The organism is Moritella dasanensis ArB 0140 (genome assembly GCF_000276805.1).
GTDB classification, from domain to species: Bacteria; Pseudomonadota; Gammaproteobacteria; order Enterobacterales; family Moritellaceae; genus Moritella; species Moritella dasanensis.
This window is the reverse complement of sequence record NZ_AKXQ01000001.1, coordinates 235,856-253,047: the sequence shown is the minus strand read 5'-3', so window position 1 is coordinate 253,047 and position 17,192 is coordinate 235,856. Positions and strand designations below refer to the sequence as shown.

The window sequence follows — 17,192 nt, the reverse complement described above, 5'->3', positions numbered from 1 at the left end:
CAATGGTGGGTGTCTAGAACATGAGCCAAGGACACCCTAAGCATCTAGCGTAATAACAATATGTCATCTCGAATTGCAAAAATGTAATCATATTTACTTGCTACTAAAAATCAATACTAATACAATCAGTTACATAGATAGCTTTATTGATACTCTTATTGATAGATGTCAAAGGTTAAGCTCTCTTCGTGATGAAGGCGTAATTTGAGACGCCCTATTATGCAAGGTTATATTCGAAGGCGTAATTCTTCAAGGAGTGATAAATAAGTGCAAAATTTGAAAGGGACAGTGCTCGGTTTTCTATACATAATTGCAATGCTAGCTTTAGTTTGCAGTTCGTTACTATTTATTATATTTGTTGTTCGACTTATGGACGGCAAGGACAATGCAAAATCGGCACTAATCGTTTTTTCGTTTATAACAATTGTTATAGCCATACTGACTAAAAAAATAAAAAAAAGCAGAAAATTAGTTTTAATTGGTGATATTGATAACTTTATACTTAAATATGCTATCGAGCATTCAGGCTTAATTACAGCGACAGACCTAGCATCGGAAACAAATTATAGTCTCAAAGAAGCATCTCTTCATTTAGAAAGAAACTATCGCGAAGGTTACTGTAATAAAAGGTTAACTAATGATTGTTTAATCGATGTTTATCATTTTAAAGGGGCTGTATCTCAAAAAGAAAAAGAAGATTACATTAACATTAAATAATCAATTCGTAACGCTTGCCACTGCTTGTAAAAAACGTAACAAAGTATTCAGGTGTTACTCCCAGCTTATGAGAGCGTTAACTTCAGCTTAACCATGTGTTATGGGATTCGAGCTTCCCATTTTAAGTTTAAGCACTAAGCCATTAATGCCCCATTCCTGCTTAGAATATTTACTCATACTCGATGACCTCACATTAATTTGCGATATATTTTCTTATGGATAAATACTGTGATTACATTAAGGCATAATTTGGATTTACAAAGATAGCAAAAATATATTATTTAACGTGCCAAAACATTCAGTTTTTCAATCGTTTATTATTTTTAAGATGTTGATTTTTAAATGGTAATATTATGTTGACAATGTTTACATGGGTCTCTATAAATACTGTTCTTATTTTTATCTGTGTTTTATTTGATTTTGAATTACTATTCATCAATATCTATTTGTAATTTATAGTAAATTTAATATTGTTGATAATTATTGAAATGGAATTCGCCTTATACAGAATTCTGTATAGTAAACTGTTAGCACTACACGGAGAACTCATGCAGCCAAGTGAAGTACGACAATGCAAATGTGGCCGTTACGTATCTGATATTTATCTTGATAATGGCGATTTTTATTTCACATCTGATCATTTTGATTCGCATAAAAAAGCGCATGAGTGGGTAACAGAGTGGGCGTACTGGGCAAATAACCTTTCAGATGGCTCCGTAGACAGTATTTATTATATTCTCCAAGTTCCAGATTCATGGGCTGGGCCGGCACCAACTGCACATGCATATAGTGGTTTGTTTGTTAAAATTGGACGAACTAATAACCCTCTTAAAAGGTTAAGTAACCTTCAAACGGGAACTTATGGCGAATTAATCATTCATGCACTTGAGCCTGGAGGCTCTCAAAGAGAACGCCAGTTGCACGAACAGTTTTCACATTTGAGACGTCATGGTGAATGGTTCTCATGTAATAAAGAATTGATGAAGCACGTAATTGATACGTGGTATAAGAATAAAATGCTTCCTCCTAAGCATCAGTACAAAATAATGGCAATGGCTGACAGAGTGAATGCTTACCGGCAAGTGAGGGAGATCATCGGGCATACACCCGATACAGTAAACCCTTCACTTCATGAGGATTGGCATGGCACGACATTTGTTGATTTAGTACACAGTTCGTTAGCTAAATCAGGCAAGTAGTGCTAACAAGTAAAATCACTGGACGCATAACGGCTGTCGCGTTTTTTGCTAAAAACCAAAAGCGGCAAAACAGCACCAAACTACGCGCCAGTGTTTGAGGCGTTAGGCAAAAATCATATTTCTCATACGTGGATTAGACAATGTTCCAATTAAACGATAAGTCGTCAATTCAGTCACAAATGACTAAGTGGCTTAAATTAGTTCAGGCTGAATACAGTGAAAATAATACGGTACGAAACAATGACCATTGTGAAATGAGAGCTGATGGGATAACACTACTAATGCGGTGTCAAACAAATGATGTAGAAGGCTTATGTTTGGTTATTGCAACTGTTTATTTAGATGAGCGGTTACAAAGTCAGGGCTGGTTTAAATCTTTCTTAAAGTATTGTGTCGCTATTAATCCGTGGGAAAAGTTTGCTATAGAAGATGTTGATAACCTTCGCTTACGTAAATATTGCATAGATATAGGCTTCAAGCCTGTAAGTAACTTCTTTGCAACATCGTTCATCATAGATCAGGATATTGTAAGCAAGATAGAAGCTAACCCATTCAGTTCTTAGTTAACATAGGGTGAACTTGCCAGATAAGGTGTTCAAACGGAACTAAACAGTGGGTTACGTTTCGCTCCACATTATAACCCGCAATTTTTGTCCGCTTTACGCGGCGTTGGTATGTTTCACGGAAATTTGGTCACTAAATGGATATTTCGGTAAATTTAAAAGAAGCTACGACTTTAGCTAAATCCAAAAATTATGATCAAGCTATTGAGTTACTGATTGAATTATTGCCAATTATGGCTAGCCAAGGTGGCTTTCCCCACTCAGCTTATACAAAAATTATTCCTTACTTTCAAAAGGCGGGAAGATATTCAGAAGTCGAAGAATTCTGTAAAACATATTTATTTATCTCAATTAAACGTGATTGCGATAAAACATTTGCGCATAAACCAAAAGAAACCGGCTCGGCGTTTATTCATCTTCATACTACAATGGTTTATGATAAATTATTACTTTGTGCTAAAAGAGAAAAGTGCCAAGACGATATGGCAAGGTTTCAAAATGCTAAAGTTGCGCACTATGACATATATGAGTCATGGTTTTTAAAGGAGCACGGTTACACATAACAAGCTAATTAATAAGGACAAATACAGTTGGCTGTTTTCGTTCCTCAACATTTTAGTCAACAATTTTTTCTCCATTATTAGGGTGTTATAAAACTAGGGGTTGTTATCATCGATAAATTACTAATTAGATCTGCAGAATTTGAAAGCTATGTTCTTAATGTTCTAAGCCACCCTGTTTATGATAAGTCAGAACGAATTAAAGTAAGCAAAATAATGTGCAGTGTTGCCTTGGAACACGCTGAAAGTTTTAAAATTCTTCTAGCTTCTCGAAATTTCACATCGGCAATAGGGTTACTGAGGCTTCAATTCGAATGTTTGGTTCGTGGAATGTGGGTTCTCTATGCTGCTACTGACACGGCGGTGGGAAAGTTAACTGCTGAGTTAAATGAGGAAAATCAAAAAAGAGCTGATCATTTACCTATGTTAACCGAAATGATTAAACGGCTTGAAGTAAAAGCACCTAAAAATGCTATTGATCCAATACTTGAATTTAAGCAATATTCTTGGAAACCTTTAAGTGGCTATGTTCATGGCGGTCTACATGCAATTGATCGACATAGTAAAGGATATCCTCTCGAAATACTTGTACAAGCTTTAAAAGCATCGAATGGTGTAAATGGAATGGTCGCGATTCTTGGCTCTATTCTTTCTGGTCAACCTGCTTTAACAAAAGAAGTGTATCAATCATTTAAATCGTATTCCGATTGTTTTCAAAGCAAGTCGAACGTTTTATAGCAAGCGCTTAAACGAAATTCGCTCCTCTACACAATTATAGCCAACAGTTTTGTCCGCTTAAGTGGGCATTCATCTCAACTTCGCTATACTTTTGGTAATGCGAAACGCCCTCTGTGAAGCATCATCTCTAAGCCATTCCTGTCCATAGATGGCTTAGGGGGATCGCTCTAAACCTGTGGTGATCTAAGCCAAACTGCCCAGAAGTGGCTTAGGGCAGTTACTCTCTCAGGAATAACGTTAAGCCGAATTTCCCTCATTGTGTATCAATGAAAACACGAGTCTCCGTGATTAGAATTTGCATTACTTGGACGCTCATGTGAAAAATGCTAAAGTTACTCGTCTCACATAACGTTTAAGAATCAATACGATTTTAATTAAACAATTGAATCATATGGTTATAATGTGTATCTTATTTTAATTATGGTTACTAAATCCCACTAATAACAGTTAACAACCGTCTTATAAGTGGAACTAAAACACTTGGCTTAGTTTCGCTTCGATCCACATTATAGCCAACAATTTTAGTCCGCTTAATGTGGACGTTAAGTGGTAAATATGATCAAATGTATAATTTTTGACTGCGATGGAACATTAGTAGACAGTGAGTATCTCTGTAATTTTGGCCTTCAAATCATGCTTAAAGATTACGGCATAGAATCTTCTGCTACTGAAATGATGGAAAAGTATCGTGGTGGTGAATTAGCTACAATCCTTCAGGATATAGAATCAGAACACCAGATTAAATTAAAAGATAATTTCGTAACGTCTTATCGAAAACTTGTTGATGAACTCTTTGAAAAAGAATTAAGACCGTGTGAAGGAGTGGACAAAGCATTGAAGGAAGTCATGTTGCCTAAATGTGTGGCATCTAGCGGCCCACTTGAGAAAATTAAAAAAGCGTTGTCCATTACTGAACTAAGCGAGTACTTTAATGAAAATATTTATAGTTCGTATGAAGTTGGTTCTTGGAAACCTGACCCCGGTATATTTTTACACGCAGCAAAAGAAATGGGTTTCCAACCCAATGAATGTGCAGTGGTTGAAGATAGCCCGGTAGGTATATCAGCAGCAAAGGCAGCGGGTATGCGTCCAATATTGTATGATCCTAACAATATACATAGCACAATTTCATCTTTGTACACTATCAAGCATATGCGAGAACTTTCGGATGCAATCACTTAACAAGGGCATGTAATTCTACACCGCTTATTGTTGGCAGGCGTTAATCTCAATCTAGACATACTTCTGTAATGCGAATCGTATTCTTTAAAGTTTAAACACTAAGCCACTCTTGTCCATCAATGGCTTAGTGTTATCGCTCCAACTCACCGCTCTAAGCCGTGTCTATCCATCATTCCCAATACTACTAACCGCGTCGTTTATAACTATCGACAGCGATCAATACCAACGCAAGCATAATCGCCCCATAGATTGGCCATTGGATTAGCTCAACACGCTCACCAAGTAATAAACCCACACAAAAAACCAATGTCGGCTCTAAATACGTCAATAAGCCAAACAAGCTAAGCGGCAGCATTTGTGAGGCGTATAAAAATAATAACATCGGCAGTGTGCCAGTGAGCCCGAGTCCTAGGTAATAAGCCCAAGACGATATTTCGATTTGTTGCCAATCACTAAAGGGTTGTAAATAGAGCATGCCAAGCAGTGCGAGCGGTAGTAAAAAAAGGTTGTCTAAGGTGAATACCAGATCACTCGCCATTGGATAACGTCGGCGATTCATAAAGTACAGCGGATACCCTAAAGCAACCAAAAATACAATCCAAGAGATGCCATCGGCAATGACATAGGCATACACAACACCACAAGCAGCAATGATGCATGCAATTAACTGTACACGCGTTAATGTCTCACCATAGACAAAATAACCAACCGCAACCAGCGTCAGCGGTAGCGCAAAATAGCCTAATGCCACAGAAAGTATTTCACCCTGTAGCGGCGCCCAGATAAATAGCCAAAACTGCGGTGCAATTAAACAGGCAGAGAGTAAAAATCGAGGCCATAATCGCCATTGCTTTAATTGTTCCCACAACTTTGAGATCCGCCCAACGAGGGTTAAACCCAATAGCATAATGATGGAACTCCACAAAATCCTTTGCCCGGTTAGCCAATGACCAGCGCCACCGGCAACCGCTGTATCTGGCCAATCAGGTTGAAACTGGACATACAGGGGCATCAATGCAAATAAACAAGACGCTATTATTGACGCCATTAATCCCTTCTGGTGCGGGGAAAAATTGAACGTTTTACTATTAGATTTGAAGAAAGTCATAGGTTATCACTGGAGTAGCATAATAAGTGCAACTGGTTAGAGAATGAGAGTAGGAACAGAGATAATAACACGGCCCACAACTGCAGTTTTATATATTGAGTATAAAGATTTAAATACGTCAGATAAGCTGAATATTAACGAATAGATTAAATTATAAACTAACAAAGGGTCATAAAATAAAATATATGCCCTCCGGGCTTTTAATGTTACGGTAAAACTGGTCTACTTGTCATCAATCTAATTTAAATCTAATTTTAACTAGGTGTATAGATTTGTTTACAATCAATTGTGGCGCTTCCATATACTGAATAAAATAATTCACTAACTCGGCAAGAAATACGTTGGAATAAATAATGGCAACAGGTTCAAGAGCACAATTTTCGTCTCGTTTTGGCTTCATCATGGCCGCCGCAGGTTCTGCTGTAGGCGTCGGTAATATATGGGGTTTTCCAACGCAAGCAGCCAGTAATGGTGGCGCTGTATTTTTACTTGTTTATTTGTTAATGGTATTTGTTCTCGCGTATCCATTATTAGTAGCCGAGTTAACGATTGGCCGTCATGGTCAAGCAAACCCAATCAAATCAATCAAATCAATCTGGCCTAAACAAAAAATGGCCGCAACAGGCCTCGGTATTGCAGGCATGATTGCGGTATCAATGATCTTAAGCTTCTACGCGATTGTAGCAGGTTGGTTGTTAGGTTCATTACTGTCACCCTTCTTTACGCTTGTTGGACTAGATTCGGCAGCTGAATGGGTGAATGCATTCACTACCGAACGTAACTTAGTCATGATGATTATCTTTATGGTCATGACCGTTCGCGTGGTAAGAAGTGGTGTGACTGACGGTATCGAGCGCTGGTCTTCACGTTTAATGCCTATCCTGTTCATCTTATTTGGTTTGATGACAGCGTATATCTTAACGTTAGACGGCGCGTCTGAAGGGCTTGAAATGTACCTTATCCCCGACTTTTCACACCTAAGTTCAGACTTAGTGATCAGTGCGATGGGACAAGCGTTCTTCTCATTATCATTGGGCGTGTGTGCCATGATGGTATACGGTTCATACTTAAGCAAAGAGACTAACATTCCACAAACAGCGGCATACGTTGCCTTGCTTGATACTGGTGTTGCATTTGGTGCTGGTCTACTGATTTTACCAGCCATGTTTGTGGCACAGAAAAACGGTGTGGAAATTTACGACGCAGCCGGTGCACTACTCAGTTCAGATACATTAGTGTTCACGGTACTGCCAGCAATGTTCGATAGTATGGGCGCTATGGGTATTGTTATCAGCATCCTATTCTTCTTGTTAATGCTTATTGCTGCCCTAACATCATCAATTGCCATGTTAGAAGTACCGGTATCATGTGCAACCGAAGAATTGAATAAAGACCGTAGTACCGTAGTTTGGTGGATTGGCGGTATTATCACGCTAGTTTCAACAATTATTATCTTCAACTTCGCGGATCTATTCGGCTTAGTGATCACAGCAACAACAGTGTATGCACAGCCGATTCTTTCGCTACTGTTTGCATTACTTGTGGGTTGGGTATGGCGTCGTGATCAACTGCTTACCGAGATCAAACAAGGTAACCCTGAACTAGAAGATGGTTTATTCTGGAAAATATGGCCTTGGTATGTACGTGTTGTATGCCCGGTGCTGATCATCCTAGTACTTGCATCTTAGTTCTGGCATCTTAGCGCTTGTATCTGAGCAACAGCAGAACAAATATTGCTAGAATTTAAACCGGTATTTAAATAACAAAATGGCGGCTACGTCTCTATTATTACAATAGAACATAGCCGCCATTTTTGTATCTGACATAAATATTAAAATAGCTTATCTCGCTATTACCTACGTCCCTCTTTATCTACTTATCTAATTCGTGTAAAACCAATTCTTTATAACCAATCAGACCAAGAATATCTTCATTTTCAATCACTGGTGCATTAGATAACCCAAAGCGCTCAAATAAACGGGCACAATAACGAATATCCATTTCTGGCGGTACTGACACAATTGGCTTCGCCATGACTTCATAAATGTTAACGCGATCGGGTGAACGATCTTTGGCTAAGACTTGCTTGGCAATATCGGATAATACCAAAATACCGTAAGCATCATGTTGATCACGCTTATTCACAATGATCACTTTAGAATCATGCTTTTTCATGGCATCAATCGCTTCACGAATGGTCTGCATACCGTCCATACAAATATAATTTTGGGTCATAACAGCATTGGCTTTAATTGGATTTTTGGTCACAGTTCGTTCTCCACAGTTTTGCTTAATTGACTAATTTGATGATTCACACCGACCGCATCTTCAACGTCGATTTGTACCGCAATACCTGAACCAGGTTTCCCATCAAACTCACCGACTTTATTAATTTCTTCTAAAATATGTCGACTTAAATGTTCTTCAACAATAAACAATAAAACATCGCGCTGTGTTTCTAGCGTTAAACCAAAGAAGGTTTTCGATTGCTTAAGGCCTTCACCTCTGGCGTTATTAATAATAGTGGCGCCTGTCGCACCCGCACTACGTGCAGCATCCATGATCCCGTCAGTAAGACCAGCATCTACAAATGCGACGATTAATTTAAAATGCATTTTATTCTCCAACAATTCATAATTTTGACTGTGCTTGTTCTTGTAATAGGACTGTTCTTGAAATAGAAACAGTGCTTGTAATAGAAACGGTTCTTATAAAAATAACTGCGCTTGTAAAGCAACAGTAATAACACGTAAATATCCGCGAACTAACTTGTCGTGGCTTTCTTGTCACGCGTACTGATCCACTGCGATATTTGTGCATACGCCATCACCGACATGATCGGGAACAAGCTTGCAAAAGCAATAAGACCAAAGCCATCGATGATCGGGTTACGTCCCGGCACCGTTTCCGCTAAACCTAATCCGAGCGCGGCCACTAACGGTACTGTTACCGTCGATGTTGTGACACCGCCCGAGTCATACGCTAAGGGGATAATTAATTTTGGTGCGACTAATGTTTGCGCAACCACGACCACATAACCGGCCATGATGTACCAATGGATCGGGTCGCCAACAACAATACGGTAGCAACCAAGCGAGATACCAATCGCCACACCCAAGGCAACAGATAAACGTAAACCCCAAACACCAATCGCGCCACCTGAAACTTCATTGGCTTTAATCGCCACTGCAATCAAAGACGGTTCCGCAATCGTAGTAGCAAAACCAATAAAGAATGCGAATAAATAAACCCAGTAATAATCAGTCCAAACCAGTTCGTGTATGCCTTCAGTAACAACGTCGACATTGTTCACACTGGCTAGAAAAGCCGGATCTGTGAGTTGTTGCGCCATCAAGCGTCCAAGTGGAAATAACGCCCACTCTAGACCAATCAAAAACAGCGATAAACCAATCAATACCCATAAGAAACCCATGAGCACACGGCCTAGATTCGGCAAGGGTTTACGAATAACAGCAAACTGAAAACCAAATAATATCGCCGCAATCGGCAACACATCATGAAACGTGGTCGCAATCGTCGAACCAATCTGACTTAACATTTCGATAAAGGTCATAGCATCACCATGCCATAAGCCATTACAAAGATCATTGGATTAAGCGACGCTAACGCGATAAGACCAAAGCCATCAATCATCGGGTTTCTACCTTTAATAGACGAAGCAAGACCAACACCCAATGCCGTGACCAGTGGTACTGTAATCGTCGATGTTGTGACACCGCCGGAATCATAAGCAATACCAATAATTTCAGGCGGCGCAAACATAGTCATGATCATCACCAGCACATAACCGCCAATAATGAACCACTGTAGTGGCCAGCCTTTAATAATACGCAGTACACCCACAGCAATCGCAATACCGACACTCAAGGCCACACTCATTCTTAAGCCTTGGGCATAATCATCCATAGCAACTTGGGTTGTACCGATAAGATCACCACTAGCAGCCACTCTCGCCGCTTCTGCAGCAACTGCGATTAATGCCGGTTCAGCCACTGTAGTCCCAAAACCCAGACAGAATGCAAAAATCAATAACCAGCCAACGCTACCTTTACGCGCAAACGCATGCGCCATTGATTCGCCAATAGGAAATAAGCCCTGTTCAAGGCCATGGATAAAGAAGGTGAGTCCTAACAATACAAACAGTACGCCAATAAGCAGTTGGCCGACGTTCGGTAGCGGTTGTTGAATAACCACTAACTGAAAGAATAAGATCACAACAATGATGGGAGCAAGATCCCTGATACTGCCCAACATAAATTTAAGTAGGGTTTTAAACGTGTTAACCAACATAGCCTCCTTGATTAGATTAATCACGCGGATACTAGCGTATTGGAAAACTAAAAAATTGATCTAAATCAACGTTTCAAAAAATAACCCTATAGAGGTGAACTTAACGACAAATAAACCTTAACTTAACTTAGTAGCAACAATAATGAACAATAAAATGGTTTATACGGGGATTCATTAACCGAGTCATAATGCCTAATCATTAAACCTGACAGTCGCATAAATCAGCTCTAATTCAGCCACACTGCATTGCTGCCACTGTTTAGGTAATTCACTGCCTAAACAGTGTTCTAGCTCTACAGATAAATAAACAAAAGATAATGAATCAGCATTTAAACTGTGGAAGTTTTCATCGGGGGATAATTCTTTTAAACATAACGCTTCAATAAATAAGTGGCTAATACTCTCCCACTCTTTTTCATCCAACTCTAAAATAGTGGAAATAGAACGCAACGTACGTCGCATAAACCCAAGCTTAGGTTTTTTATAGATATACGCTGCAATCGTTTTAAAATCATATTTTCCATTCGATAATAGCGGTATTGAATTAAATGTGGTGATGATAAATTTGTCACGCGGCAAAGCATAATGTTCACTTAATAGCGTTAACAACGGTGTGCTATCAACATCATCAGTGCGCGACTCAAGAGCAATAATAATCGCATTATCATCGCCTGTTACCGCACTGTGCGGATAGCTTTTTTTAACAAAGCTTTGCACATCATCAAGGTTAATTCGCAAGCCAAACAACTTCACGAACCGCTTGGTGCGCCCCACTAAATAAAACAGTTCGTGTTGCGTGCGACAGGCAATATCACCCGTTAACAATACCTCTGGTGTCTCATCACCGGCTAAATCAGCCACTGAGTGCGCATACCCCATCATCACATTGTCACCGCGATAAACAAGTTCGCCAGCTTTATCCAAGGCCTTTATCTCGTGACCGTCGTCATCAATAATAGACAGGTGGCCTTGCGGAATAGCCCGTCCGATCGTATGTGGAAAATCGGCAGTGAGGTGTGGGGGAAGATAAGAAATCCGCGGTGATGCTTCAGTTTGACCATACATGACAAAGAAATCGACGCCACTTGCTTGTGCTTGCAAAGCGTACTGCTTTACTAAAAACCCCTCCAATTTACCGCCTGCTTGAGTGACATAACGCAAAGTAGGGTATGTTTTAAAATCAAAATTAGTCTTTAACAAAGCTTCAAATGTATAAGGCACTCCGGCGAAACTTGTCGCAGAATACATTGCTAAGTCATCCCAGAAACCCGTATCTAATACACTGTGTGCGGTAAATACAGTACATGCACCCGCTTGCAGATGAGAATGTAATATAGATAAACCATAAGAGTAATGGAGTTTCAAATGTGCTAAAGCAATATCATCCTCATTCAACTCCAGGTATTCAACAATCGACTCTGTATTAGACTGGATATTGGAGGTGCTTAATTTGACAAATTTAGGCGTACCTGTGGTGCCCGATGTCGACAGTAACAAGGTTAGGTTTGGGTGTAACGGGTAACTATTTTGCGAATGATGATAAACCTGACCTAAGCCATTAATAAGGATATTGGGGTTATAAAGATTAATCAGTTGAACTGACTTGTCACTGTCAAAATCATCAGCCAGATAAACGACTTTATTACTCTTTAAGCAGGCTAAGTAACAAACTACAGACTTAATAGTATTTTTTGATTCAATAAATACCAAGGCTTTATCATTGCCAAGTTGCTGGGCTAATATCGTTACTTGATGGTCTAGATCAGCGTAGGTAATAGAACTACCACTCACAGCATCAATCACCGCAATGTTGTCTTTAAATCGTCGTAAGTCATTAAAAAACATATAGCCTCTCTACTTACTATAATCTCGATGCTCGCCACTATACTTTCTATATTTGTCATTATGAGTTCTACAAAACTAATTTATAACCCGACAAATATTTTTGATTTATCCTTTAAGATCCATTTAATAATAACAAACGATGCTAATGATAAAATAATCGTGGTCGAGAAACTAGCTGCCGCAGCAAACAGCCCGGTAATTTCAATGCCAAATAACTGGCTATGCAACATTCGAATAGCAGCAATAAAGTAGCCATGCACAAAATATAAATAAAAACTTAAGCGGGCGAACATATTTAAGAACTTATTCTGCTTGGCTAAATGACGCTTTGTAAATGCCATCAAAATCACTGCCAACACCATTTTCCACAAAAGGTCTACCGATGTACTAAATGCTGAGTCCCATGATAGCCAAAGGTAAGTAACGATAAAGCTGAATAACATTAATCCACTGTATCGTGTCAATTCTTCATAAATACGCGGTCGCTGCCAAAGTAGCATCCCAAGTAAATAGGTTGGTAAAAAATAGACAGTCCAAATTGCATTATTCTCACTGAATTCAGGGCGCCCAAACCATAATGCTGGAATTAAAGAGACGAAAAAAAAAGCACCTAACATTTGCTTATTTTTGACATAAAGCAAACCCGGACTGAAAAGGTAAAGAGGAATTATCATGGGGATAAACCATAAAGTAACAAGATGGGCTCCCGAGGCCATAAAATACACATATTGAGAAACAAAACTTAAGCTATGAAACCAATTAATATCAATCCAGAAGTGGGTATTTTTAAGCCCTGACATGTATATGAAAATAGCCGGAAGTGAAAAAAAGAAATAGGGAATAATAATGACTTTAACTTTATGTTTTAAATACTTTAGATAGTTAAAATTAGTCGATAGCGATGAGAATAAATAACCAGCGACCACAACAAATAAAATCGTCGAGTTATCGAGTAACAAACTAAGACTATACAAGATCGCCGAGTCATCATTGTTAATCGTGCCGATTGCATGGATCAGCACAATTAATAAAATGGCAATGCCTCTAAAATTATTTATAAATTGCATTATATTCTCTACCTTCAACTTGTACCACTACAGCCAATGCCCACAGGCTGGCTATCATGAAGCGATAGCAGTAACTACGATGTTTCCATGTTGTCGATTAGTCAAAAATAAGGGTTTAGGATAACCCTACTTTCTGGAATGTAATTATAAGCCAATATAGATGAAACAGCCAAGATATTGGCCTATTCATCTACCACAGACTTAAACGCTAGATTAATATAGCAATTTAAAGATCAAGATAAGTAGTTAGTAAATCAAGTCTGCTTGGTTAACGCTAACTTGATACCAAACAACAGGAACAACCCACCAGTGAATTTAGTGAGGTAGGTGGTTAAGCGCTGGTTATGTTTAAGCTTGCCGCCAATAGAAGACGATGACCAAGCCAAGATATGACACCAAATCATCGCGTTAATATTAAAAATAACACCAAGAAAAATAAAGGACATGGCTTTATGCGGGTAATCCATTGCAATAAATTGTGGCACAAATGCCAGGAAGAACAAGGCTACTTTGGGGTTTAACACATTAGTTAAAAAGCCTTGGAAGAAGATATGTGACAATGAAGTGTTTTTACTATCCACATTATCGACACTATCTACACTCGTTACAGCATCCGTATTTACACTAGGCTTTTTAGTCTTTGCAAACAGCATACTAAAACCTATGTATAGTAGATAAATACAGCCTATCACCTTCACCACAGTAAACGCCGTAGCGGATGTAGCTAAGATAGCAGACAGGCCGAATGCAGCAGCAAATACATGTACCAATGTACCGGCACCAATACCAAAGGCACCAACAGAACCAGCACGAAAGCCTTGCCCCGCACTGCGTCCAATAACATATAAAGAATCAGGACCAGGGATCAAATTGAGCATGATGCCTGATACCACAAATAACCACAGTTCTGTTACTCCGAACATATTTAAACTCCTTATAATGTTATATCTATATGTTGTTATATTTACTTAATCGTAATTTATCTTAGCGGTCAGTCTCAATGTCCACATTCAAATACGCATTATGGACATTGACGCCCGACATTTCTATACATATATTTATAACTCAAGTGTTACTCGCTTAATTTACATTCCACCTTAAGCTCTTTACAAATTCTAAATACACCGTCAAGAACGCGACTGGCGCCATCATTTTCACGAGCATCTGCACTGATTGTTAATTGTGATACTTGTCGATTAATTTGTGAAATTTTAATCGTTGCCGCAGTATCGTCTTGATTAATATCTAACAACATTAACGTATCGTCTTGCTGGATAATGTCTATTTCAGGATTATTACTGACAATATCTACCGCTTTGTTATAAACCTTATTCGCTGGCGCTTTGATATCGACAGTAGCAACTTCGTGACTTTGACTTTTGTAATACATCACCGCGCCAACCGTTGCCATACCAAGGCCTGCACAGCCGGACAGTAATGCCGTAAATAATAAAACAATAAGACTTCTTTTCATATTTGATCCCTTCAATCCACTAAAAAATATCACAACATAATAAATTATATATTACTTTATCGAAATATAAAAATGTCACATTACCGTAATAAAAGTGGAGCGTAACTGTCATCATTAGTCCCTAGAATGAGCATCAAATATAGCTATTAACTAAATAATCATTAGGGATTAAGATGAAAAAGCAATTGATGACAGGTGTGCTTGCTACATTACTATCAAGCACAACGATGGCTGCAACAGATATTACTTGGTGGCACGCGATGAGTGGCCAACTCGGTGAAACCGTCAATACAATTGCGCGCGACTTTAATGCTTCGCAGGATGAATACAACATCAAACCGGTATTTAAAGGTTCATATGTAGAAACACTTACTGCCGGTATTGCCGCTTATCGTGCAGACCAAGCGCCTAATATTCTACAAGTGGCCGATGTCGGTGCTGCAACAATCATCAATGCGCGCGGCGTGGCGAAACCAGTAGAAGATATTCTGGTTGAATCAGGTTATGGATTTAACAATCAAGACTATATTGCGGGTGTGCGTAACTTTTACGCTGACAGCAATGGAAAAATGATTGGTATGCCGTTCAACAGCTCGACACCTGTGCTTTATTACAACAAAGATATTCTTGCTAAAGTGGGTGTTGATGCACCTAAGACTTATGAAGAAATGGAGCAAGTCGCCAGCAAGCTAAAAGAACAAGGTTACGCGACGTTCTCACAATCATTAACGCCTTGGATCATGTTCGAAAACTTCAAGTCTCGTCATAACTTACCTGTTGCCAATAAGAACAACGGTTTTGATGCACCAGCCACTAAAATCATGATCAATACACCCGATATGGCGATGCACTTCAACAAGTTAAAAGACTGGTCTGATAAAGGTTACTACAAGTATTACGGCTCTGATTGGGATGCTAACCAAACACCATTTGAAAAAGAGCAAGTGGCGATGTGGTTAGGTTCATCAGGTTCATTTGGCGGTCTACGTAATCGTGTTGATTTTGAACTTGGTACCACTTACTTACCTTACTGGCAGTCAATGAATAAAGATGCCGGCCGTACTTTCATTGGCGGTGCTGCACTGTTCGCGATTGATGGTAAACCGAAAAAAGAACAACAAGCTGTAGCGGCGTTCTTTAGCTTTTTAACTAGCCCTGAAACGCAAATGTTCTGGCACAAATCGACTGGTTACGTCACCGTAACGAAAGCCGCTTATGCACTCACTAAAAAATCAGGTTATTACCAAGAACAACCAGATGCTGAAGTCGGTGTTAAACAGTTAAGCTTACCCGGTGGTGAATGGACCAAAGGTTATCGTTTAGGTTTCTACTCACAAATCCAAGAAATCATGCATCGTGAATTTGATAATGTTTTTGCTAACCGAATTTCGGTAGAAAAAGCACTGAACAATATCGATAAAGAAAGTCAGGTTATCTTAAGCCGTTTCGCACGTACTGTTCGATAATCCATTACGACTGTGGTTCACATAATGTGCACCACAGTTAACTTATTCCTTTCAATTCATTAGGTTTTTATTGTGGAACAACGCCAACAATATACTCATTCGGCATTGCCTTATTTTCTATTAGTGCCACAAATTGCAATTATCGCGATATTTTTCTTCTACCCCGCCGCTGAAGCTGTTTATCTGTCGTTTATGCTAGAAGACCCATGGGGTCAATCATCACTGTTTGTCGGTTTAGAAAACTACACCATCCTATTCAACTCGACTGAATATCTAAAATCTGTGGTGTTTACGCTGGGCTTTGCTTTAGTCGTTTCGTTTTTATCTTTGTCTATCGCCCTGTTACTAGCTGTTAAAGCCAATAATATTTTGCATGGTAAAGGCGCTTACAAGATCACCTTAACCTGGGTATACGCTGTAGCACCAGCGGTAGCAGGTATTATGGGTGGCTTTATGTTCAACCCACATATTGGCGTGTTCACTGAGATATTTGCTAGTTTAGGTTGGGATTTTAGCTTATATACCGACCCTTTTGATGCCACATTCGTGCTAGTTTTAGTCTCGGTGTGGAAGCAAGTATCCGTCAATTTCATCTACTTTCTCGCTGGTTTACAGTCTATCTCGTATGCTGTTAATGAAGCTGCAATGCTCGATTGTGAAAGTGACCGTCGCCGATTCTGGACCATCACTTTCCCTCTCCTTGCGCCAACCGGATTCTTCTTATTGGTCATCAACTTAACGTATGCCTTTTTTGAGACTTTCGGGGTAATCGATACCTTAACATCAGGTGGTCCAGGCGGCGGTACAACATCATTGGTGTATAAAATTTACCGTGATGGTTTCATTGGTACAGACCTCGGTGGCAGTGCTGCTCAGTCAGTGGTGTTATTAGTTTTAGTATTGGCATTAACTTGGGTGCAATTCAAGTTTGTCGAAAAACGTGTGCACTATTAACAAGTGCA

The 17,192-nt window shown here is 39.3% G+C and carries 18 protein-coding genes; 9 read left to right on the top strand and 9 right to left on the bottom strand.

The window, feature by feature from the left end; translation table 11 throughout:
- Positions 1-267 precede the first annotated feature (267 nt).
- The 6 genes from A923_RS0101120 to A923_RS0101095 all read left to right on the top strand — a co-directional run bounded on the left by A923_RS0101120 (position 268) and on the right by A923_RS0101095 (position 4,959).
- On the top strand, positions 268-717 hold the full coding sequence (locus tag A923_RS0101120; RefSeq protein WP_017219795.1) for a hypothetical protein: 450 nt from the start codon (positions 268-270) through the stop codon (positions 715-717).
- Positions 718-1,265: 548 nt separating this feature from the next.
- Positions 1,266-1,916 (top strand): GIY-YIG nuclease family protein, encoded by a 651-nt coding sequence (locus A923_RS0101115; protein ID WP_017219794.1) that lies wholly within the window; start codon positions 1,266-1,268, stop codon positions 1,914-1,916.
- Positions 1,917-2,056: 140 nt separating this feature from the next.
- Positions 2,057-2,479: a hypothetical protein gene (locus A923_RS0101110; protein WP_017219793.1), complete on the top strand. Its 423-nt coding sequence runs from the start codon at positions 2,057-2,059 to the stop codon at positions 2,477-2,479.
- Positions 2,480-2,616: 137 nt separating this feature from the next.
- Positions 2,617-3,042 (top strand): hypothetical protein, encoded by a 426-nt coding sequence (locus tag A923_RS0101105; RefSeq protein ID WP_017219792.1) that lies wholly within the window; start codon positions 2,617-2,619, stop codon positions 3,040-3,042.
- A gap of 213 nt (positions 3,043-3,255) precedes the next feature.
- Entirely contained in the window at positions 3,256-3,777 is a 522-nt protein-coding gene (locus A923_RS0101100; RefSeq protein ID WP_017219791.1) for a DUF6988 family protein, read from the top strand.
- 555 nt (positions 3,778-4,332) lie between these two features.
- Positions 4,333-4,959 (top strand): HAD-IA family hydrolase, encoded by a 627-nt coding sequence (locus A923_RS0101095; protein ID WP_017219790.1) that lies wholly within the window; start codon positions 4,333-4,335, stop codon positions 4,957-4,959.
- A gap of 184 nt (positions 4,960-5,143) precedes the next feature.
- On the opposite strand, the gene rarD is transcribed toward A923_RS0101095, so the two are convergent.
- Positions 5,144-6,007 (bottom strand): EamA family transporter RarD, encoded by an 864-nt coding sequence (rarD, locus tag A923_RS0101090; protein ID WP_017219789.1) that lies wholly within the window; start codon positions 6,005-6,007, stop codon positions 5,144-5,146.
- A 413-nt stretch (positions 6,008-6,420) separates the two neighbouring features.
- On the opposite strand from rarD, the gene A923_RS0101085 reads away from it, so the two are divergent.
- Entirely contained in the window at positions 6,421-7,755 is a 1,335-nt protein-coding gene (locus tag A923_RS0101085) for a sodium-dependent transporter (protein WP_017219788.1), read from the top strand.
- A 184-nt stretch (positions 7,756-7,939) separates the two neighbouring features.
- On the opposite strand, the gene A923_RS0101080 is transcribed toward A923_RS0101085, so the two are convergent.
- The 8 genes from A923_RS0101080 to A923_RS0101045 all read right to left on the bottom strand — a co-directional run bounded on the left by A923_RS0101080 (position 7,940) and on the right by A923_RS0101045 (position 14,764).
- Complete coding sequence (locus A923_RS0101080) at positions 7,940-8,335, bottom strand: CBS domain-containing protein (protein WP_017219787.1); 396 nt, start codon at positions 8,333-8,335, stop codon at positions 7,940-7,942.
- On the bottom strand, positions 8,332-8,682 hold the full coding sequence (locus tag A923_RS0101075; protein ID WP_017219786.1) for a P-II family nitrogen regulator: 351 nt from the start codon (positions 8,680-8,682) through the stop codon (positions 8,332-8,334). The genes A923_RS0101080 and A923_RS0101075 overlap by 4 nt, the downstream gene beginning before the upstream one ends.
- A 149-nt stretch (positions 8,683-8,831) precedes the next feature.
- On the bottom strand, positions 8,832-9,641 hold the full coding sequence (locus A923_RS0101070) for a DUF1538 domain-containing protein (RefSeq protein ID WP_017219785.1): 810 nt from the start codon (positions 9,639-9,641) through the stop codon (positions 8,832-8,834).
- Entirely contained in the window at positions 9,638-10,378 is a 741-nt protein-coding gene (locus tag A923_RS0101065) for a DUF1538 domain-containing protein (RefSeq protein WP_017219784.1), read from the bottom strand. Before A923_RS0101065 ends, A923_RS0101070 begins: the two co-directional genes overlap by 4 nt.
- A gap of 192 nt (positions 10,379-10,570) precedes the next feature.
- The gene (locus A923_RS0101060) at positions 10,571-12,223 is read right to left on the bottom strand and encodes a non-ribosomal peptide synthetase (protein WP_017219783.1); all 1,653 of its coding nucleotides are present in this window, start codon (positions 12,221-12,223) and stop codon (positions 10,571-10,573) included.
- A gap of 80 nt (positions 12,224-12,303) precedes the next feature.
- Complete coding sequence (locus A923_RS0101055; RefSeq protein ID WP_017219782.1) at positions 12,304-13,290, bottom strand: acyltransferase family protein; 987 nt, start codon at positions 13,288-13,290, stop codon at positions 12,304-12,306.
- 254 nt (positions 13,291-13,544) lie between these two features.
- The gene (locus tag A923_RS0101050; RefSeq protein ID WP_017219781.1) at positions 13,545-14,213 is read right to left on the bottom strand and encodes a LysE family translocator; all 669 of its coding nucleotides are present in this window, start codon (positions 14,211-14,213) and stop codon (positions 13,545-13,547) included.
- A gap of 149 nt (positions 14,214-14,362) precedes the next feature.
- The gene (locus A923_RS0101045; RefSeq protein WP_017219780.1) at positions 14,363-14,764 is read right to left on the bottom strand and encodes a lipoprotein; all 402 of its coding nucleotides are present in this window, start codon (positions 14,762-14,764) and stop codon (positions 14,363-14,365) included.
- 173 nt (positions 14,765-14,937) lie between these two features.
- Between A923_RS0101045 and A923_RS0101040 the strand changes: the two genes are divergently transcribed.
- Positions 14,938-16,230, top strand: a complete 1,293-nt coding sequence (locus A923_RS0101040; protein WP_017219779.1) for an extracellular solute-binding protein — start codon at positions 14,938-14,940, stop codon at positions 16,228-16,230.
- A gap of 72 nt (positions 16,231-16,302) precedes the next feature.
- Positions 16,303-17,184 carry an ABC transporter permease gene (locus A923_RS0101035; RefSeq protein ID WP_017219778.1) on the top strand — a complete coding sequence of 294 codons (882 nt, stop codon included), beginning with the start codon at positions 16,303-16,305 and terminating at the stop codon, positions 17,182-17,184.
- Positions 17,185-17,192: the final 8 nt, after the last annotated feature.